The organism is Mesorhizobium sp. M0983 (assembly GCF_040318975.1).
GTDB lineage: Bacteria > Pseudomonadota > Alphaproteobacteria > Rhizobiales > Rhizobiaceae > Mesorhizobium.
The window spans coordinates 1-21014 of sequence record NZ_JAMYNH010000046.1 but is presented as its reverse complement, the minus strand read 5'-3'; the positions used below and the strand labels follow the sequence as shown (position 1 = coordinate 21014).

Below are 21014 nucleotides of genomic sequence, written 5' to 3'. Positions count from 1 at the left end.
GATCCCAGCGTCCTAGATCCTGCCCATCCTCCCAAAAACGTGTCGACGAACGGCAAGTGGTTGCAAATGTTCGCAAAAAGAAGCGTTTATGGACGGAAACTAGCTAGCAGACAACACCGTAGCCGCAACCCTCAATGTCATCGGTATTGGCGCGAAGTCCATCCGCAAGATGCTTTCTGCCGGCGAATCCGCGCTCCCCGGGCCGAGCTGCAGGCAGGCAGCTGGTCTGCGCCCGCTGCTGGCACATGGATGTTGGTGGGCAGACTACCACAAGGAATGTGTCATCATGGCTGCGGATTTCCGAAGGCAGGTTTCTCAAGAACGAGCACATGACTACCAAGAGGGGATATGTGAGTGCTCTTAACTTGGAATCCCTCGTCGGACAGCGTTTCGATGAACGCGGGCAACAACGTTTGAGGTGCGCCTCACAATATTGGAAAGCACCCTTCGCGCCTTGCCTGGGCCGATGTTGCGCTGCATGTGCTGATAGACGGCCAGCAGCAGGACGATATCGTATTTCGGTAGAAGGATATTGCCGAGGCGCCGGCTGCCAAGATTCAGGCGATCGAACCGGGCATGCACCGGGGAGCAGCTCAATAACATTTTTGCAGTCTGGATGTGCGGCTTGGCAATGTCGATCCCGTGGATCGAGCTGGGTTTCAGCTTGGATATCTCATAGGCGACAACACCCATATTGCAGCCAACATCGAGAATGGATTTCCCGGCGTAGTCGACCTTTGCGGAGAATAGCCCGTCCAGTCTGTCGTCCCACGTTCCGGCAAAACAATCTTGACCACCACAAATCATCAGCTCCTTTGGGAAGAGCCCCCTTGAGCGCCTCCTACCACGAGAGAATTAATGGTCGATACCCATTCAACTGGAATTGATCACATTGACGAACCAAGGCAGGGACGTGTGCGGCGGCGTCACAATCCCATCACCCTGAGTGCCGCGGGAACCGAATAGCGGCTGCCGTCATAGCGCAGCCGGTAGGTCCGCTTCACAGGCTTGCCGGGATGGGACTGGCACTCGCCATCCTTGTCGGGGGAGGGATTGTCGGTGTCCGTCCGCTCGACCGCAATGATGTCATGATAGCCGTGATGGCGCGCCGGGCTCATCGCCAGGCTGACCTGGCTGGAATGAAACGATCCAGCGCAACTGGCATCGCCTTCGCCGCCATGGCCGGCCACCACGAGGCCGTCGAGCACCAAGCGCAGCGCATCGCTGGCGACGGCATAGAGCCGCAGGTCGGTTTCAGTGAAGGGATTGGCCTGCGAATGGTTTGCCATTTCGATGCGCAGGCCGAAGGCGGTGACATCAGGCGCCAGCACATAGCGGCCGGTGTCGAATTCCACCTTGCGGATGGCGATGGCATCATCGGTCATCAGTCCAGGCTGGAGCAGGCGCTGGCGCACCTGCAGGCTCTTTCTATCGACGACCAGTAGCTCGATATCGCCGACATGCAGGTGGTCGCTGTTAGGGCTGTCGATCAGTGGCACTGCGACCAAGAGCAGGTCATCATGAGCGGGCCAGATCTTGCAGATCAGGCCGAATGGCGCATCGCTCTCCGGGAGCGTTGAGGCGATGCTCGTATGGGGTGCAAGCGTGAACCAGGCGCCGTCGGCGCTTTTTCGGGCCTTGGGATAGGCCTGCTGCACCAGGGCGGCAGCATCGCCGCAATCGCCGGCCGCTGCCTGGACGGGCGACAGGCTGGCGAGGACGGCACCGAGCAACAGGACAGGCAACATTATTCGCATGGAGTTCTCGCGTCGCAGGGCCGGCTCGGCCAGGGGTCTCTACGCGAGATTGCTGGCGGCGCACAGGGTGCAGGGAAGTCGCCGCTGCGCAGACGTCGATAAATCGGTGCGTACCAGCTTTGTCCAGCTAAGATGCAACAGCTCGGGCCGTTTGGAATTGGTCCGCCTCAACCTGCACGGGGTCGACACGGACCGCGTGGCCATTGTCGATGACGCCCGTGATCAGCGTTCCCTGAGCACGCTGAGAATGCTGCCTTTCCATCGCCGGCGACCGCCTCGATTGCCTGTCGGCGATGGCGATGATGGGCGCGAAGGAACGGCGAGCGGGGCAGCTACCCGGAGATCGTCGACGCCCTCGCGCAACATGGCGCCCAGGGGAAGACGGACGCCCACTCCCTCTACCGGCGTGTCGTCTTCAATGTGCTGATTCCAATTTCGACGACCACCTCCGCAATCACGGTTTCCTGTGGTTGGGAAAGGCGGGTTGGCCTCTCTCGCCGGCATACGACCTCAATCCTGTTCCGACCGATCTCAAGGCGCGGGTGCTGACCACGAACATCGATCTCGACGAGGGCACCTGTTCGCTCGATCTGCTGGAGGCGGCGTCGGAGTTTTTCGCGCTCACGCTGCCGCAGGCGCGCGCGATTATCAAAGGAGTCGGGACCGTGACCGCGACCTGGCGCGATATAGCCAAGGCGGTCGGCGGTCGCCCGGCCGAGATCAACCGCATGGCCAGCGCCTTCGAGCATGACGATCTCAAACGGGCGCTGCGCTATGACGAGGACATTTCTTCACAGCTTCGACCCAGCGACAGCGAGCCCCATCGCCGCACCACCGTCGACCTGGAAGTCTCAGACATAGAGAATGCCGGCATTTGGGAAGTGCTGCAGACGCCGGCGCGGTCTACGGTGCGTGGTCGATCCTGGACGCATTGCTCGCACCGACCGGCGCGGGAACGCCGTTCGTCTTCAAGAAGCTGCTCGGACAGGCGCGTGAAGTCAAAGGCGCCCTTTCAGGCTTGTTCGGACGCTTCGTCGCTCGCGCTTATCTTGAGCGCTATTTCAATCTCTCGATCTTTGCCCATCTCGGCAGCCGAACGATCGATCTCGACCGTCGCCGGCGGGTCAAGGTCACGCGCCTGTCGCGTGGCGATCTGCCCGATTGGATCGCCTGCGGCCGACCCGTCCTCTCTGACGGTTGCCGAAGGGAAAGACTGCCATGACGTTGGAGGCCCGGCGAAAGGGCTGGATCGCGCGTGGACGCAAGCCGGACGGATCAACGTCACCGCACAAGGCCGCAAGGTGACGGTGAAGCGCATTGCGATCGCAACGCTGGGAATGGCCGCGGCGGGCCCAAGCGATGCCCACCTCAGAGGCCTCGGGTGGTCGATGTCCTTCAAACCGATCGGGGTAAGATCGGCTATTGCCCTGCGTCTTGTGAGCCTCCGCCGCCACCTCTCGTCTGAACATTAGACGAACCTGAATTTCCCGAGGTTCGTGGGATGTTCTTCGGCCGCGTCCTTCCTTGTTGAGCTGGACGTCGACCGAAAAACAATATTCCCGCAGGTATTGTCGACAGGGGCCAGCCGGCACTCCCGCCGCAACAAGCCTCATGTGGTTTTCTCGCGGCCGGGCCGATTGAGCGTGCTCGCGTATGTATGAATCTTCGCGACGTGGGCAAGCACCTCGGCTTTGGTCGGTCCTCGAACTATGACTGCCCAGTCGGTTGAGGACGGGCGGGTATCTATCCCAAACGAACGAGACATGGTCTGATCTCCTGTGGTTTCGGCTGTGACGCCTTCGCGGCGCTTAGGCGAGATCGCAGAGTGGCGGGGAAGCAAGCGTTTGAAGGCCCGTCGTTTCGCTGATTGCAGATCCGGTGCTGTTCACGACTCGCTGATACAAAAAACCTCTCGTTTCCCACTGTCGTTCCCACTGCACGTCAAACGCTGCCGGCCGAGGTTTAGCCGTCCGGGGCGATCCCGGTCGCGCAACATCCGAACCCAGGAGTGAATGACATGCAGGACGATACAATGGTCATGGAAAAGGCTTCCGTTAAGAAGGCGGCGCGGGAGCCGAGGAATGGCGTTGACACGCCCACCCTTCTGGCCACCATCAACGCCGTCGCGGGGCAGCCGGAGCTTGCCAAGTTCCAGTTCCGTGCCAAGAGCCGCTGGATCACCGGCACGCACAGCAGCAGCACGATGGCCAACTTCTTCGGCGCCGGCGCCGACCAGTCTCACACGATGGCCTACCAGGCTGACAGCGACCATCCAGCGGTCCTGTGCGGCACAGACAACGGCCCGACGCCGGTCGAATACCTCCTCCACGCGCTTGCTTCCTGCCTGACCGCCGGCATCGCGAACATCGCGGCCGCGCGCGGTGTGACGCTGCATGAAGTGGAATCGACCGTCGAAGGCGACATCGACCTTCGCGGCATCCTCGGCATCTCTAACGAAGTCCGCAACGGCTACCAGGGCATCCGTATCTCCTTCAAGATCAACGGCGATGCTCCGGCTGAGAAGCTCGAGGAAATCGTGATGCAGTCGCGCGCCCGTTCCGCGGTGTTCGACGTGCTGACCAACGGCGTGCCGGTCTCGGTTGCCGTGAAAGGCTGACTTCGGTCCGCAAGAGCAATATCGCCGGCCTCGTCCTGAAAAGGATGGCGCCGGCGATCTGTTGCCCCTGCTTACAAGGCGCGGATTCCATGCAGCATACAGACGTGGCCATTATCGGCGCCGGACAGGCGGGTCTCGCCATGAGCCGGTGCCTGTCCGAGCGCGGGGTCTACCACGTCGTGCTGGAGCGCGGCCGCATCGCTGAGCGCTGGCGCAGCGAACGGTGGGATTCGCTGCGCCTGCTGACGCCCAACTGGATGACACGCCTGCCCGGCTGCGGTTATCGCGGAGCCAATCCCGACGGCTTCATGACAATGGCCGAGACCGTCGGGTTCCTGAAGGATTACGCGTGCTCGATCACCGCGCCCGTAGCAAACGGCGTTGAGGTGCTTTCGGCCGAAAGGGTCGATGGAGGTTTCCGGCTGCTGACCGATCGCGGCCAATGGGGGGTGCGTGCGGTCGTGGTCGCGACCGGATACAGCGACAGGCCACGCATTCCGACAATGGCAAAGCAGATCTCCTCTCGTATCAGGCAAATCGTGCCGCGGGACTATCGCAATCCTCAGCAACTGCCCCAGGGGTGGCGTTCTCGTGGCCGGGGCCTCGGCGACCGGCATACAACTTGCGGAGGAGATCAATCGCTCCGGACGCCCGGTGACCCTGTCGGTTGGCAGTCATACACGCCTACCGAGGCTTTACCGCGGGCACGACATCCTGTGGTGGCTCGACCGGCTGGGAATGCTTGCCAAGCCTGTCGCTGAAGTTCCGGATCTCACTGCGGCACGGCGGCAGCCTTCGCTGCAGCTGATAGGCACACCCGAGCGCAGGACGCTCGACCTTGCCGGTCTTCGGGAGCAAGGCGTTCGTCTTGTCGGTCGAGCGGCTGCCGCTTGCGATACTCGCATTCGGTTCAACGGCGATCTCGCCGAAACGACCATGGCGGCGGAACGCAGGCTAAGGCGCGTGCTGGCCAATATAGACCGCGCCGCCGCCGGCGATGGCCTCTACTCGATCGATCCCGGTTCCATTCCGAGCCTGATCCTGAGCGCCGAGGCGACCGAAATCGACCTCATCGACCAGGGTATCCAGACGATCATATGGGCCACCGGCCATCGCCGGGAATACCCATGGCTGAAGCTGGATGTGTTCGACGCCCGGGGCGAAATCCTGAACGATGGCGGCGTCTGCGCGTATCCGGGACTCTACGTGCTCGGCCTCAATTTCATGCGCCATCGAAGCTCCAGCTTCCTCGACGGCGTCGGCCGCGATGCGGAGGCGCTGGCGGCTCACCTGGCAATGTTTCTCGACGTCTCCCGCCGAGCAGCGGCCTGACCGCCGAATACAACGCTGGCGCGGCAAAAATCGACGTTGCCTTCAACGATGACGCTCACGGCGGACAACGACAAGGGCTCCACTGGCGCCGTAGTCAGCGCCCGCAACCATGGAGAAAATCAAAATGAGTGCAATGGTGAACCCATCCCTGTGCCTCACCACAACGCGAGGTTTGCGCTGGGCTGGCGGAACAATGTTGGCCGCAGTCTGGCGTTTCATTCGTATCCAACGGGACCGTAGACAGCTTTATGAGTTGCCGGACTACATCTTGCGCGACATCGGCATCACCCGCTTCGAGATCAACTGGATCACTTCGTTTGCCGGGCGTGATCCCAGCCGCCGCACGCGTTTTTTGAGGGCGGAGGAGGGCGGGGCTCTATGATTGCTGCATCGACGTCCCACGTCTCGCATAGGGCGAGTCAGGCACCGCTTGTCATCGCCCTGCACTGCTCAGGCGGCAGCGGACGGCAATGGCGCAGCCTGGCGGAGCGGCTCGATGACAGCTACCGGCTCATCGCACCCGATCTGATCGGGGCGCCGGGCGGCGGCACCTGGACTGGTACCGGCGCTTTCCGTCTCGCCGACGAAGCCGCCGGGATCCTGGAGATGATCGACCACCATGACGGGCCTGTGCATCTTGTTGGCCATTCCTATGATGGTGGATTGGCCCTGCATATAGCAGCGATGCGTCCAGACCGGCTGGCCAGCCTCTCCCTTTATGAGCCGTCTGCCTTTCACCTGCTGCGCGAGCTGGACTGTGAGGGCCACGAGGCGCTCGGCGAAGTCTTGGCGATCGCAGGCACCGTCCATGACGGCCTGATCAACGGCAGTTACCTGACCGCGACAGCTCATTTCGTCGACTACTGGGGTGGGGCCGGCATCTTCGCGGCGATGAAGCCGGAACTTCAGGCCGCACTCGTGCGGTTTCTGCCGAAGGCCAGCCTGGACTTCCACGCATTGATCCAGGAATCGACGCCAGCAAGCGAATATGCCCGATTTGGCTTTCCGGCCTTGGTATTGCGCGGCGAATTTGCACCAGTTCCGACGCAGCTCATTGCTCGGGAACTCGTTTCCCGCGTTCCGGCCGCGATCGGGGCGATTGTTCCTGGCGCCGGACATATGGGGCCGCTGACCCACGCAGATCTGGTGGCGGACCGTTTGGTCCGGCAAATAGTGTTCCATGACACCGCAGCATCGCGAGCTGCGTGACGGGGGCTCGCTTTCTCCTTTCGGCGAAGCAAATCTTGTCGCAAGCCTCGCCAGCTTCGCTCCATGGAAGCACAGAATTCCCGGCAGAGCCAGGCGGGGGCCATGCGTCGATCACCGAAACGCATTTGAACGGCATGGCTTCAAACGCGTCAGCCCAGCGCGCGCGCTAACTATATTGACGAGGTGCTGGCCGACGTTTCACGTGCATCTCGAGGTTGACGTCACGCCTTGTGGGCAGGATTTGGCCGCCTTCGGTGGACCAGATTGAACAAAGCCGCTGAATGCTGAGGGATCACGCGGTGACGGCCATGGGAACGCGATCGGGCAGGACACTTCCGGTCGGCTCCTTCATGCCGGAGAAATCCTCCCGCATCTGCATTTCTGTGTAGAGCTTGGCCGCTTCCGCGAGAGTGGCATCCGCGCCAGCGATCTTGCCGCGCCGCCTCGCAAGCCCGAGAGCTAGCAAGGAGCGGGCAAGCTCCGGCCGCAATTCAACCCTCCTGGCAAGATTGCAGGCCTGTTCGAGCCAGCCAATGGCCGATCTGGAAGGCTTCAGCTCGGCAAGGCCGCGCAGTACGATGATCTCGCTCCAAGGGTCGCCGCGTCCCCGCGCAAGCTCGAGCGCATGGCCGAGATTGGCCGCAGCTTCCGGCTCATACAGGCGCGCACGCACGCATGCGAGCACCGCGCGCGCGTGACATTCGAACTGGGCAAGATCGAGCCGCTCAGCCTCGGTCACTGCCATTTCCAACGTGGCGCCCGCGTCGTGGTTGCGGCCGAGCAGGAATTCCGCATGCCCGAGCACAGTCAACAGCCATGGCCGGAGTAGGATAGATGCGCTGGTAGCGGCTTCGGAGAACCACAATTGCAGCGCCTCGACAAGCGCCGGCTCGGGCCCGCGCAGGACGCCCACCACACCGGTGAAATAGGCGGCCGCGCAGCTGTCGATCGGGCGCGCCACTTCGGCGGCGACCTTCTGCAGTTCGGCAAGCGAACGCTCCGCATCATCGAACCGGCCAAGGCGCGCTTCCGCCTGCGCGCGGTGCCCCAGGTACCAAACCGCACGCGCACCGAGCTGTCCGAAACGCTCCAGACGCCAAGCTTTGGTGAACCTCTCCTCATGCGGAACAAGCCGCTCCAGCACCTGCCGCGCCTCGCTGCGGATCAGAAGCGCCTGTGAGGCGGCCAGGTCCGACTCGCTTATGCAGCGCTGCACGCCATTTACCGTCGCGCCGCGCTTGAGTGTGTTGGCCGGTTCCAGCGCCTCCTCGTAGCGGCCGTGGGAGCTGTTGAGATAGCTCAAGTGGAGCAACACGTCAGAGATGAGTTGCGGATCGCCCAGTTCCGTGGCCAGTTCGCGCGCTTCCAATAGCTGCGGCAGCGCCTTCCGATAGGCACCCAGGGCGCCATAGGCGGGCCGCATCCGCACCCGCAGATTGATCGCCTGGGCGAGAGTTTTCGGATTTCGGGGCAGCGCGGCGACTGCTTTGCGGGCGTTTTCGAGGAACTGGACCGCGGCGGAATAGGCCGAGCGTTCCTCAGCCCGACCCGCCGCTTGCAGCAGATAATCCGCGGCCGGTTCCCATGCTTCGGCACGAAGCGCGTGTTCGGCCAGTTCCTCGATGTGGTGGTTCAGCGATCCGGCATAGAGTCTGTCCATCGCAACCAATGCAGCCCGATGCAGGCTTTTTCGGTCCTCCCCCAGCAGGGATTCGTAGGTCACCTTAAGCGTCAACGCATGCTTGAACGTATATTCCACGTGAGGATAGCTCTGGACCTCGAACAGGAATTCCAAGCTCTGCAGTTTGGCTAGACATGCCTCCAGCTCCGCCTCCGAGAGCGGCGAGAGCGCCCTCAGCAGCGGATGCGGAACATTCTTGCCGATAACCGAGTTGGAGTGCCTGCCTTTCCGATTCACCCAGCTGCTGGATACGTGCGGCGATGAGCGATTGAACCGTCGACGGGATGGTGATGGAATCCACTGGCCTCTTGAGCTCGTAGCGGCCGGACTGGCCGGCAAGTGCACCGTCCGCAACCAGTCCGCGCACCATTTCTTCCAGGAATAGCGGCGTGCCCTCGGCCCGCTCGGCAAGCGATTGCCGCAGTTCCCCCAAACTGGGATCGGCTCCCAGCAATTCGGTGAGGAACTGCTCCATTTCGTCCCGCGCGAACCGCTCCAGCCTTATCTGCTGGAAATAGCCGCGGCGGTTCCATTCGTGCCGGTACTGCGGCCTGTAGGTGGCGAGCAGCATGATACGGTTGGCGCCCATGACTTCGACCAGCCTGTTCATTACGGCCTCGCTCTCGGCATCGATCCAGTGCAGATCCTCGATAAGCACGGCTACGGGCGCGGCTCTGCTCAAGGCAACGAAAAAAGCGCTCATCGCCTCGGATACCCGTGAGGTCCGCTCCCGCGCATCGAGATGCCACCAGCAAGCATCGTTGACCGGCAGGTCCGCGAGGAAGGAAAGCGGCGCCGTATGACTTGGGTCCAGGTCCAGTTCCGCCTGTTTGAAGGCAAACAAGCGCTGGGCTTCCGCCAAGCCGTCTTCGCCGCGAATGCCACAAGCCGAGAGCAGCAGCTTCTTTACAGCGCCCAGAGTAACTGATGAATCAAATTCCAGACCGCCACATTCAAGCACAGTAAAACCGGCCACTTCGTCAAGGGAGAGAAATTCATGGGCAAGCCTCGACTTGCCCATGCCGGGGTCGGCGACGATCCCGACGACCTGGCCGTGGCCCTCCCTGACCCGGCGCCAGGTTGCAAGCAGGATTTTCAGCTCGAGCTCGCGCGCCACCAGTCCGGTGAGGCCGCGGTTGGCCCTCAGGTGCCAGCGCGACAAAGCGTGATTTTCGGCCAACAGCTCGTAAATGCGTTCCTCTTGGCCAAGTTGCGGATGCTCCGAATGCGCTAAGCGGTGCATCTGCACATAGCCCCCGGCGGCTGCGCGCGCCCGGCCTGTCGCGGCGATCGTCGCACGGTGCAAGGCACGCATCAGCCGGTTGGCCGCACGCGGCGCGGCTCCGGCCAGTTCAACCTTGTTGGCTTTGGTCGTCCATTGCTGCCGTACGATCACCTCGCCGGTGTCTATTCCGGCCCTCAACTGGATCCCGCCCTGAGAAAGCTCCTCCACTGCCAGCTTGGCCGCAAGCGCGGCGCGGCATGCAAGATAAGCGTGATCCTCGGTGGCGCGAGCGAGGCCGAATGCTGCGGTGATTGTCCCGTCAGCAGCCGACGTGACGACGCCGCCATGGCTCTCCACGACTTCTGTCACCCGATCCTCGACGGGCTGGAATTCGCGGATCGCCACTTCCGGATCCTCCGTTTCGAGGAGATGCATGGGACTGACCACTTCCGCCGCCAGCACTGTTATGTATTGCCGAGAGCGGTTGATTCCCAAGGACGCCGGAGGGCCTGCCAGTTGCTGCGTCTGTTCGGGGTCGGCAAGGAAACGACGCGTTTCGTCGACGAAGGTCGCGAATGCCGGTTCGTGGCCAAGCAGCACGTGGTTGATGCTGTCTAGCGCGACGAAACGCGCGCCGGGGATTTTCCCAGCCATCGCCCGGCCATGATCGAATGGAATGACCGCGTCCCCCGTGGCATGCATCACCAGGGTCGGGACACGGATCCGCGGTAACAGCTCGTCCACGTCGATGACGGCGCCTTCCTCGAAGATGCGATGGGCAATCTCGGGCGAGACAGTATTGCGTTGCAGCTCGTTATACCAATTCCTCTGTTCCGGCGTTGCTTCCGGAATGAAGAGGGAGGTGAACATTTGCCGGAACACCGGGTCGTCTTGGCCCCAGCCTTCCTGTATCAGCGCTCCCATCGCTTCGCGACGCGCTATTTCGCGCTGATTGCCCCGTTTGCGCCAACCTTTGGTGAATCCGCCATACAGCACCATCCCCGCCACGCGCTCTGGATGCCGGACGGCATAGGCTATGGAAACGGCGCACCCTTGGGAAATGCCAAGCAGGGAAACGCGGCGCAGACCAGCGGCATCGATGATGCTCTCCAGGTCTGCAACCATGGCCTCGAAGGACAGGTCGGCGGGATACCGGTCCGACAGGCCGTTGCCGCGCTGGTCGTAACGTATCAGCTGGTAGTGCGCGGAGAGGCCCTCGATCCAATGCTTCCAGACCGGACTGTCCCATTCGAGCTCGAGATGGGACATCCAGTGGGCGGCCCTTACCAAAGGCGGGCCTTGACCACTCAAGGAATAGGCCAGGCGCGCGCCATCGGGCGTCGTGCACCGGCGAATCTCCTGCGCAAGGATTCGCTCCGGCGGAGAGGCAAGCTGTATCTCCGACGCAGGCAAAACACGCGTCGGAGGAACGGTCTCATCGGCGGGAGCGACCCCGATGTCGGTTCTCGAAGCGCGGCTCTGGACCATGGCGGATTGCCGTGCTGCCTCGCTCAGCCGGCGGATGTCCGCTCGAAGAGCCTCGTCTCCAGGCTCCAACCCGTGCAGGACATGCGCGTACGGAAGCGCCCGTGCCGGCTCATCCGCCAGCCGGTCGACGAGCACCCGAAGGATGCGCAGATGCGTCACGTGCAGTTCGTCGGCGGTCGCAATGCGCCAGGCTTCGAATTCCGGACAGCGCGGCAGTGAAAGGTCATCAAGGAAACGTCCGCGGAACGCTCCGGCGAGGGCCTCCAGTTTTTCCCGTTCAAGAGCCTCTATGTCGCGACCGCCAAAGCCGCGGAGCGGCGCGATGTCCAGCACGATTTCGCTGGTGTTCAGGCGAACTGCGTTGCGGTCGGCTTGCAGGATCTCGCCGTCCCCGAGGTCGACGACCTGTCGGATCTTCGAGAGACTCCAGCGCAGCGCGCCGCGAGGATCGTCCGGTACCTCCCAGAACATTTCGCAAAGCCGCTCGCGCCGCTGCGGCCGCTCTACGAGCGCAAGATAGGCCAGCAGCGCCCGTGTCTTTTTCGAAGGCGGCAAGGAAACGACCTCGCCAAGGCGAAGGACGGTCAGATCTCCGAGAACGCGAATTTCGAGCGACACTTTGCCAATCCCAGTCGCTGCTAAATTAGCCATGGATTGTATCAAGTCCGTGCCGCTGCCGAAAGCGTTCGTTTCCGGAAGCGTGAGGTTTCCGCCTGCGCTCTGATTTGCCTTTCCTTTGTGGGAAGGCCGACACGGACAAGTGCACATGAATGCCGAGCCGGAACGGGATCACGCCCGTTCCGGCTCGCTTTGATGGTGGCGACGGCACTCTGAAAGGCCCGTTAGGCGGGATCTCACGCTGCCGCGCGCACCCATCGAGGCAGCAGGCTCTCGGGATTTGCGCATGCGCCGGGCGTGTAGTTTGCGCCAACGAACTCCAGCCGGGCGGCGAGCGTGCCGTCCCGCCAGGCCGCAAGCGTATCCATGCAGCCGCCGATATGCTCGCCGCCAACAAAGACCTGCGGAATTGTAGGCGAACCGATCCGAGCCCTCAGAGCCTTGCGGATTTCCCCGTCCCGGCCGTTCTTCTGGAATTCCGGAGCATCGATGTCGATGGACCTGTAGGCGACTCCGGCACGGTCGAAAAGCTTTCTTACCGTCCAGCAGAATTCGCACCATGTCAGGGCGAATATGACCACCCGATGCTCCGGATCATAGATCGCCTCATCGACAAACGCATGCGCCGACTGATCGATTTGCATCTCGTTCATGGGCGCCGATGAAAGGGCGAAGGACGGCGGCCGGTCGAAGCGGCAGCCGGGTGTGGAGCGAGAGATCGCCTCTTCGGCTGGCGACATTTCCTCGCTGATATGATCGAACAGGATCGTGCTGAGATACCGCTCGCCCGTGTCAGGCAACATACACAGCACGTTCCGGTCCCGTCCGACGCGTCCAGCGATTTCCAGTGCCCCGCTCAAGGTAGCCCCGCCGGAGATCCCCGCCAGTATTCCTTCTTCCGTCGCAAGCCGGCGCGCAGCTTCCAAAGCGCTGGCGCCTGAAACCGGCAAGATTTCGTCCACAAGATCGTCAGCTATCGCGTTGCCGACGATCTGCGGAATGAAATCAGGGCTCCAGCCTTGCATCGGGTGTGGCCGGAAGCGAGTGTGCGCCCGAGTGGGCAGTCCGTGTTCGTCGAAAGTTTGGGGAATGCCACTCGACAGCAGCGCCGAATTGTCGGGCTCGCAGACGATGATCCGCGTTTCCGGGCGCTCGCGCTTGAGTACTCGCGCCACACCGGCCAGCGTTCCGCCGGTCCCGGTGCCGGTGACCCAGTAGTCGAGTGGACGGTCCTGGAACGCCGCGAGGATTTCGAGCGCTGTCGTGCGGGCATGGACATCGGCGTTGACGGGCGTCTCGAACTGCCGGCAGAGGAACCAGCCATGCGCTCGGGCCAGCTCGACCGCCTTGGCGAGCATGCCGCTGCCGCGCTCTACCGCAGGGGTCAACACGACCTTGGCACCGAAAAAGCGCATCAGCTTGCGGCGTTCGAGGCTGGCGTTTTCCGGCATGACGATGACGAGAGGGTAGCCTTTCCTCGCGCAAACCATGGCAAGTCCGATGCCCGTGTTGCCGCTCGTCGCCTCGATCACCGTCTGGCCAGGCCGAAGTGCACCGGAACTCTCCGCCTCTTCGATGACCGCGGCGGCAAGACGGTCCTTGACCGAGCCGCCGGGATTGAACGCCTCGAGCTTGGCATAGAGCGAAGCGGCACCATTGTTGATGCGGGAAAGGCGGACGACCGGCGTGTCGCCGATCGTGTCGAGAATGCTGTCGTAGATACTGCTCATCTCAGCTGTCCTTGCCTGGTGATGACGGTGCTCCGCCCTCTTCGATCTCTGAGGTTGGCAGGAAGGCCGTGGTTTGCAGCGTTCGAACCAACGTGGATTAAGCGGAGTGTCGACGTTTGAATCAGCGGCTCATCGCTGGATCCGCAAGGCGGCCGCGTGGGACCTGCACTCTCGCGCCGGATGAGACCGCCAATCCGCCCAGAACCACGAGATTGGCCGCGCCTGCGACAGATGCCATCAGGAAAGCGGGCCCATAGCTGCCGAAGCTGTCATAGACGAAACCGCCGAAATAGCCGGCTACGCCCATGCCCACCCAGGCGATCAGCATGACGGTGCCGAGTGACTGGCCAAAGCGTTCGGCTGGCGCAAACTGGCGCACGCAAAGGATCAGGCACGTCATGTTCCCGGCAAAGCCGAAGCCGAAAACCGCCGACAGCGACAGCAGGCTCAATTGCTGGTCCAGCGCCGGAAAATCGCAACGCATGCCGTCTGAATAAACGACGCCAGGGCATAAGCAGAAGGGTTGCCTGCTCGGTCGGCGAGGAGCCCGAATGCGATCCGCCCGATGGCGCCGAACAGCATGGCGATCAGCAGGCTGAGCGATCCGACATCCGAAGACCCGCACACGGTCGTGACGAAGCTCGTGAGGTGCATCAGCGGGACGCCCATGCAGGCGCAGCAAAGGAAGGCTGCAGCTGATAGCAGCGCCACCGGAGAAAGCCGGCCACTTTGGAACCCTGGCTTTGCTGAAAAACGCACCGGCGCGGGAAGGACGTCACCGACGGGCGGCGCCTGAACCGCCGGCATGAAGATCGCCAGCGCAGCCATCGTCGCCGCCGCCATGATCGCGTATGCGAGGCGCCAACCGACGCCGTCAATCAAGGCATTTGCAGCGTAGGGTATTATGCCCTGGCCCAGGGCTCCGCCTGCTGTGACGATCCCCACCGCGACGCCGCGGCGGCGGTCGAACCAGAGCCCGGTCACGGCAAGTACCGGCGCATAGAGACAGGCAAAGCCTAGCCCGCCCAAAGCGAAGTTGGCCGCATAGATCTGCCAGAGCGAAGTGGCGAAGGAAAGCGCGGCGAGCGCGATCACCATGCCAGCCGAGCCGATGAATAGCAGGCTTTTGATATTCAGGCGGTCCGACAGCCGGCCCCAGAACAGCCCGCCCAACGCCATGCCGACGCTTGATAGCGTGTAGGCAAGGCTGATGTCGGCTCGCGACCAGCCAAACTCCGCCTCAAGCGGTCTGATGAAGACGGATGTGAGCGCAAGGCTGCCAAATCCGAACGCCATGGCGGTTGTGGCACCGGCCGCAGCCAACAGGCCGCGCAGCCGTATTGCGCCGTCCCGAACCTCCCTGCCTCCAGTTGGTGATACCTGACGATTCGACATGTTTCTGCCCTCGAAGGCCTCTTCGAAGCTGTCATCGGCCAGCGGTATGGAAGCAGGCGTGTGCGTCAGCGTGGAAAGCTCCAACGCGGGCCGTGGAAACGGCCCACCTGGACCTGCAACCTACCCCACAGGAGGTGTTGAGAATGAGGTCAGGCCTAATCGAGAATGGTGGATTTCCAGAACCAGAATGGAGCCTACTTTTGGAGCGAGAAGTTCCAGAAGCGCGGGAACCCGCCATTCGCACGCCGGCATCACCTGAATACCAACATGCCTAGATAATCTCTCTCCAGAAGCTCTCGTTGGATGAGGGGTGTGGGCGCAAAGACTTGCCCGCCGAGATCGATATCCAGTCTATCGCTTCGTCTGGTCGTCTGGTCGGCGCACCTATCTCATGCTGCCGCACACGACCAAACAGGGCCCCGGCCGGCTCTGCTAATCCACAACGCCGGGCATATTGGCGACACTTATGCGCCTTCGGACAGCAGCACTACCTCGGCGCGATCCGGATTTGACCATTCGCTGTGGCTGGAGTGGTTGGGCTCGTGAGTAGCGCGTGATCCGACGGACCAGAGCGATCAGGGATCGGAATAGCATTCCTGGAGGTGTGACAGACGTTCCAGACCTAACAGGCTGTTGAAGAAGCATCCCGTTTGGCCTTGAGGATAGCCTCATCGCCGTTGTGATAGGCGAATGTGATCTCGACCGAGCCGTCGTCGAGCAATTCGGCTGAGCGTCTCGGCTGAGGTCGTCCATCTCGTCGAAGCCGGCCCATGTGAAGAACACCATATTGGGGCCATAACTGAGATCAAGGGCGGCTTGCAGGGCGCCAAAGGCGATCTCGCCGTGTTACAACCCCATCACCCTGAGTGCCGCGGGAACCGGATAGCGGCTGCCGTCATAGCGCAGCCGGTACGTCCGTCACGGGCTTGCCGGGATGGGACTCGCATTCGCCATTCTGGTCGGGGGAGGGATTATCGGTGTCCGTCCGCTCGACCGCAATGATGTCATGATAGCCGTGGTGGCGCGCCGGGCTCATCGCCAGGCTGACCTGGCTGGAATGAAACGATCCTGCGCAACTGGCATCGCTGTCGCCGCCAGAGCCGACCACCACAAGGCCGTCGAGAACCACTCGCAGCGTATCGCCGGCGATGGCATAGAGCCGCAGGTCGGTTTCAGTGAAGGGAGCGGTCAGCGAATGGTGTGCCATTTCGAGGCGTAGGCCGAAGTCGGGGGCCAGTGCATAACGGCCGGTGTCGAATTCCACCTTGTCGATGACAATCATGTCATCACGCTGGTTCGCGCGCCGCCTCACCCAATAGGAGCATGCCGCCGATCCCGAAACGAGGTTTCGTCCAAGCATGGCCGTCCCGAGAATGTCGACGAAAGGTGTTTCGGACGCTTGGCTCGGCTTCTCAAAGAGAAATCGAAGCTTTCCGCCGAACTCCGCCCGTAAGATGACTGTGCCGCGTTCGCCTTGCAGGCGATGGGAACACGGCCAAACCGCGAGCGCATGTACGTGAAGATCAATTCCCTCACGCGAACGGTCAACCGTGGACGGCAGGTCTCTCTGGAACAGCAGACGTCATTCTTCGATAGGACGAGAGCCCGTTTTCGGGCCGATATCGACGACCATGATCTCCGGCGACACGCCGAAGCGCACCGGCAGCCACGATACGCCCAAACCCCCGGATACGATCATGTGCCGCCCACCCTCGACGATATGCCCGTAGGCGAAGCGCTGTCCGTAGGCTGAATTGATGATGGGGGGTCCGATGAGTGGCAAGCGCACCTGTCCGCCATGTGTATGGCCGCATAACGTCAGGCTGACACGGTCAGGGACAGTAATGAAGATGTCCGGTTCATGCGCAAGGAGCAATATCGGATTGCCGTCGTCGGGTATTGCGGCCATTGTTCCAGGCAGATCGTCGACGCCCGTGTACACGCCGCGAGAAGACTGCACGGCCCACTGGTCGCCAAGACCCGCGAGCCAGAATGCTGGGCCATCCTTCTGACGGATAAGCAGGGCGGTGTTCTCGAGGACCGGAATCCCATTGTCGACGAGGGCTGCGCGGACGCTATCGACACCGTGCCACCAGTCGTGGTTGCCGAGAATGGCGTGGCAGCCGAGTGGCGCGGAAAGTTTCGAAAGTGAATTGCCCCAAACAGTGTCGGGCACGATCCCGGTGGCATAGCGCGGCAGCACGCCCATCACATAGTCGCCAAGGAGAAGGATGATATCGGGCTGCAGGCTATTCGAAACACCGACGATCTCGTCGATCCTGGAAACCGGCATCCAAGGCTCGCAGGCGTGGATGTCAGCGAGCACGACGATGCGCAGGGGCTTGGCAGTGGTCGGCCAGCGCGGCGGTAGGACCTTGTAGCGAGTGACACCCAGTCGAAACCGAGGTTCAATCGCGAGGGCATAACTCGCCAAACCGAATGTCGCGAGCGACACGGCGCCAAAGAGCTTCAGGAATGAGCGCCGCGATGTCAGCACTTGTATTTCCCAGCACAACGAGGTCGGTTTTTGAGATCGCCACAAATTCAGCCACGGCAGCCTGAACCACATCAACCGCGTGAGAGGCCTCGGGTCAATAGTTTCCCAAATCGGCGTCACCTGCAAGCATTGGTCTTTATTGCGCAGGGGAGGGAGCTCCGGCTAGGACCCGTCAACTACTCCGATTTGCCACTGATCTCGCGCGGATTGTGTAGTTCCATTCCGGATGAATGCGTCGCCTTATATGGCGAGCGCCTCCATCTCGACATCGTTCATTTATTCCGTTTTTCGTCGGTCGCGGAATCGACCGCGCCCAACTTCAGGCCCGTTTGGTTGTCGTGACTGCGATCAGCTCGACCAGGGCTGCGCGATCGAGGAGGGCGCCGTCCGCGCCAGTTTGCGTGATGCAGAACAGGGGTGTTCGATGTTGCTCCACGTCGATGTGCCCGTCGGATGGTGATGCAATGTGGAGCGCGAGGCCTGTCTCGCGAGCGAGTTGTTCCAGTTCGACCTTCCACGCCCGGCTTTGGTCATCCAGGTTGGAGCCGACCGCTTCCCGCCTTTGACGTATCGCATGCTTTGGCTGCGCGTCGACAAGATTGCGGCGCTCTCGAGTTGAAACCGGAGGGCGAACTTTCGTCGGCTGCAAACCGGCTTCTTACCGCTCTCGCAGTGTCTCCTGCTTGTATTGCATCATTGGCGAGAGAAAGTAGCTGATGATGCTGCGCCTGCCAGTCTGGGATGTTCATTCGGACCGGAAGCTTGGCAACTCCAGTCTCCTCGGTTCGGTCCGAATGGACAACCTACAGAAGCTCACAACTAGAGCCTGTTCCATCCCGATGGCATCGGGATGGAGCAGATCTTCTCCGAAAACCGGGCTCCCGCCTTTTGCTACGCTGACTTCGGTTCGGGATCATGGCTTTGAGGTGCTGTTTATCCAGTCCTTGTTTGGCCACGGCAGCCCCGAGTTACTTCAGGTCACATAGAATGAGGCTGCGGCGAGCGAGAGATGTGGGGAAAGAGTGGCGAACTGTATTTGAGATGCGCCGCCGGCCCCGTCACTGTCAAAAGAGAGCGCCCCAGTTTCACTGTTGTAGATGATATGATCGGAACTGTCATGCGCGGCTGCACCAACAAAGAAAGCTTTGGATGGAAGCCCTCCCGGCTGCAGCCCGGCAAAAACGGTATCGCTGAGATGGAACGTGTCCTGGGAGCGCTTGAAGTCCGTGATCTTGTCGACATTGCCGGCTCCAAGAGCAGTATTGAACGAGAAGGCATCGTGGCCTGCGTAACCGGTCAAGACGTCGGCGCCGAGCCCGCCGTTGATGACATTGTTGCCGTCATTGCCCTGGATGGTCTGGGCGAACTCGTTGCCGGTGAGGCTCATCGTCTTCGTGCCGGACGGGTTGTTGGTGGCGAGATGCTCGATCTCCGAGCCGGCCGAAAGCGCATAGCTCACCGAGGCGATCACACTGTCGTTGCCGCCGCCCACTGCCTCAACCACCTTCTCGTTGGCATTATCGACATAGTAAGTGTCGTTGCCGCCATAGCCGATCATCGTGTGGCCGCTGGTTCCATGCAATACATCCGCGCCGCTGGTGCCGTACAAAGTGCCATCGCTGGTGTCGCCGGAAGGAGCGACAGTCCCGGTTCCAGACCCAGTCTCGGTTCCGGTCGAGCCAGTGACTGGGGGAGCGACGTTCGCCCCCGTGACGGTGTCGCCGCTACCTATCTTTTGATAGAGCTGCACCTCGTCGACCTGCATCTGCATCGACGCTGGGGTCGAGCTGTCGAGAGCCGAATGCCATCCGCTCGCGTTCGAATTCGCGACCCCATTGTTCATCATCAATTCCATCGGTTCATCCGGGATCACGGCCTGTGCGCTGGTCACTTGCGCCATCTGCTTCCCGTCCAGATACCAGGTGATCGATTCACCGGGCACCCAGTTGATGCCGTACGTGTGGAAGCCCGCCGTGAGGTCGACGCCGCTGTCGACGACGCCACCGGTCGCCCCTGACGGCCCGTGGAGGTGCCAGGCGAAATTATGGTCTGTGGGCCCCGAACCGGTAAATCCACCCTCCTGTATATCGATCTCGAAATTGTCGCCGCTGCTGCCCGCGCCTTGGCCGGGCATCATCCAGAGGCCTGGCCATGCGCCGTCGCCACTCGGCGCTTGCATGCTGATCTGAAGGTAACCGCCGTTGAATTCGAAGTTGCCGTAGCTGCTGACAGCGCCGGACGTGATCGGGAATGTTTGTGCCGTCCCCTGATTCATGCCGCTGATGGGCTGTTGGATCGCCGTGAGATCCAAGGTCCCGTTGTTCACGGACACTTGGCTCGCCATATCATAGTCGGCATTATATGGGCCGCCCGGTGTACTTCCTCCCGACCCATTGGTATTCCATGGCCAGCCGTTGGCGGCATTGCTGGTGATGTAGGTATGCCAATCGCTGTCGAGCGCCGTACCGGAGAAGTTCTCCTCGTAGACCAGGTCGCTAGAGGCAAAGCCTGAAGGTGTGGAAAGAGCCATTCGGTGATCCTCTTTGAGGTTGAAAACAGGGATTTCTACTGCCGCGCATCGCCGAGGCGCGCGACATGAGCATGCTCGCAGCTAGGCACCGCGAACGGATTTCAAAGTAGCGGAGATTTGGAAGTCCTCGCCCCAGACATATTGTCGAGCGAACTTAACGTTGAGCCCGCCCTCGAAGGTGAGTTTTGTCAACGGGAATGCGCATCAGGTCCTCCTCCTTGAAACCATATACGGTGTCGCTGCCGACGCCCCGCAAGGTGTTCAACGGTTCCAGCCGCTGCCGGATTGAAGTGAGAGCAACTCTTCCGGCGGACGTAGCGCCGAGCCTGTCGTATAGTATAAGCACCGTAGACCATTAGCTCATTGCGGTTTTTTGTTTTAATTCGACCTGCGTCGCTAAGTAAAACGCAGATACTTCCGTTTACTAACCTGTTAACACACGGCTTTGTACCTGTGTAAATTGATCATTCGAGGACGATGTACGCGACCAAGCCTGCCATTTGCGGCGAGAATGAGGCTAGGCGATAACTTATTAACACCTTCTAATGTAGGCAGTGTGTCGAACGGCCGCACCGAAACAGCGTTCCGGACGCCCTGCGAAAACCGTGTCCGTCGGCTGAATGTCGCGCTGCTTTGGGCGCCCGTGGCTCGAGCGCACCGCCCGTGTCCATGAGGTGATCGAGAGGGGCAGCCGGAATATCTGCCGTTGCTGCGTGGCGGACTAGCTGACCTGGATAGTGTCCTGAAGGTTCTGCAAAAAGTTTTGGAGAGAGAACGGCGCTTGCTCTGAGGGGCGAGCGGCCATGGCACGGTGGTGACGTTGCGATCACCAATTCCCGTGGAAGGGGAAGTGCCATGACCAATCGAGACGTTAAACTGAGCAGGGGCGAGTTGAAAGCGTTGCTGCTGTCGGATGAGGACGGCTTTCGCCAGGT

At 61.6% G+C, this 21014-nt stretch carries 16 protein-coding genes and 1 pseudogene; 6 read left to right on the top strand and 11 right to left on the bottom strand.

The genetic code is table 11. From position 1 onward, the window contains the following. Positions 1 to 360 precede the first annotated feature (360 nt). Both NKH71_RS32820 and NKH71_RS32815 read right to left on the bottom strand, forming a co-directional pair. Positions 361 to 807, bottom strand: coding sequence for a class I SAM-dependent methyltransferase (locus NKH71_RS32820; protein ID WP_352717709.1), 447 nt, complete (start codon positions 805 to 807; stop codon positions 361 to 363). A gap of 119 nt (positions 808 to 926) precedes the next feature. Further along, positions 927 to 1757, bottom strand: a complete 831-nt coding sequence (locus NKH71_RS32815) for a PA3715 family protein (protein WP_352896473.1) — start codon at positions 1755 to 1757, stop codon at positions 927 to 929. A 272-nt stretch (positions 1758 to 2029) separates the two neighbouring features. On the opposite strand from NKH71_RS32815, the pseudogene NKH71_RS32810 reads away from it, so the two are divergent. From NKH71_RS32810 to NKH71_RS32785, 6 genes and pseudogenes are all read left to right on the top strand, one after another. Next, positions 2030 to 2527: pseudogene (locus NKH71_RS32810) on the top strand (HipA domain-containing protein); the annotation flags it as partial. A 1262-nt stretch (positions 2528 to 3789) separates the two neighbouring features. Continuing rightward, positions 3790 to 4374 (top strand): OsmC family protein, encoded by a 585-nt coding sequence (locus tag NKH71_RS32805; protein WP_352790551.1) that lies wholly within the window; start codon positions 3790 to 3792, stop codon positions 4372 to 4374. 89 nt (positions 4375 to 4463) lie between these two features. After that, the gene (locus NKH71_RS32800; protein WP_352896470.1) at positions 4464 to 5135 is read left to right on the top strand and encodes an NAD(P)-binding domain-containing protein; all 672 of its coding nucleotides are present in this window, start codon (positions 4464 to 4466) and stop codon (positions 5133 to 5135) included. After that, positions 5113 to 5706 (top strand): NAD(P)/FAD-dependent oxidoreductase, encoded by a 594-nt coding sequence (locus tag NKH71_RS32795; RefSeq protein ID WP_352896469.1) that lies wholly within the window; start codon positions 5113 to 5115, stop codon positions 5704 to 5706. Before NKH71_RS32800 ends, NKH71_RS32795 begins: the two co-directional genes overlap by 23 nt. A gap of 124 nt (positions 5707 to 5830) precedes the next feature. After that, on the top strand, positions 5831 to 6088 hold the full coding sequence (locus NKH71_RS32790) for a YjiS-like domain-containing protein (RefSeq protein ID WP_352790547.1): 258 nt from the start codon (positions 5831 to 5833) through the stop codon (positions 6086 to 6088). Continuing rightward, entirely contained in the window at positions 6085 to 6915 is an 831-nt protein-coding gene (locus NKH71_RS32785) for an alpha/beta fold hydrolase (protein ID WP_352896466.1), read from the top strand. Before NKH71_RS32790 ends, NKH71_RS32785 begins: the two co-directional genes overlap by 4 nt. Before the next feature lie 292 nt (positions 6916 to 7207). On the opposite strand, the gene NKH71_RS32780 is transcribed toward NKH71_RS32785, so the two are convergent. The 9 genes from NKH71_RS32780 to NKH71_RS32740 form a co-directional block, all read right to left on the bottom strand. Continuing rightward, the gene (locus NKH71_RS32780; protein WP_352896463.1) at positions 7208 to 8674 is read right to left on the bottom strand and encodes an ATP-binding protein; all 1467 of its coding nucleotides are present in this window, start codon (positions 8672 to 8674) and stop codon (positions 7208 to 7210) included. Next, on the bottom strand, positions 8640 to 11927 hold the full coding sequence (locus NKH71_RS32775) for an alpha/beta fold hydrolase (RefSeq protein ID WP_352896461.1): 3288 nt from the start codon (positions 11925 to 11927) through the stop codon (positions 8640 to 8642). Before NKH71_RS32775 ends, NKH71_RS32780 begins: the two co-directional genes overlap by 35 nt. 236 nt (positions 11928 to 12163) lie before the next feature. Further along, positions 12164 to 13657, bottom strand: a complete 1494-nt coding sequence (gene cysK, locus NKH71_RS32770; protein WP_352896458.1) for a cysteine synthase A — start codon at positions 13655 to 13657, stop codon at positions 12164 to 12166. Between the two features lie 121 nt (positions 13658 to 13778). Further along, positions 13779 to 14108 carry a hypothetical protein gene (locus NKH71_RS32765; protein WP_352896456.1) on the bottom strand — a complete coding sequence of 110 codons (330 nt, stop codon included), beginning with the start codon at positions 14106 to 14108 and terminating at the stop codon, positions 13779 to 13781. Further along, the gene (locus tag NKH71_RS32760) at positions 14105 to 15136 is read right to left on the bottom strand and encodes an MFS transporter (RefSeq protein ID WP_352896454.1); all 1032 of its coding nucleotides are present in this window, start codon (positions 15134 to 15136) and stop codon (positions 14105 to 14107) included. Before NKH71_RS32760 ends, NKH71_RS32765 begins: the two co-directional genes overlap by 4 nt. 811 nt (positions 15137 to 15947) lie before the next feature. Further along, a complete protein-coding gene (locus tag NKH71_RS32755; protein ID WP_352896451.1) occupies positions 15948 to 16334 on the bottom strand; it encodes a PA3715 family protein in 387 nt (128 codons plus the stop codon). Between the two features lie 300 nt (positions 16335 to 16634). Then, positions 16635 to 17549: a metallophosphoesterase gene (locus tag NKH71_RS32750; protein WP_352896448.1), complete on the bottom strand. Its 915-nt coding sequence runs from the start codon at positions 17547 to 17549 to the stop codon at positions 16635 to 16637. Between the two features lie 319 nt (positions 17550 to 17868). Continuing rightward, a complete protein-coding gene (locus NKH71_RS32745) occupies positions 17869 to 18198 on the bottom strand; it encodes a hypothetical protein (RefSeq protein ID WP_352792081.1) in 330 nt (109 codons plus the stop codon). A gap of 324 nt (positions 18199 to 18522) precedes the next feature. Next, positions 18523 to 20079, bottom strand: coding sequence for a family 16 glycosylhydrolase (locus NKH71_RS32740; RefSeq protein ID WP_352896445.1), 1557 nt, complete (start codon positions 20077 to 20079; stop codon positions 18523 to 18525). Between the last annotated feature and the right edge of the window lie 935 nt (positions 20080 to 21014).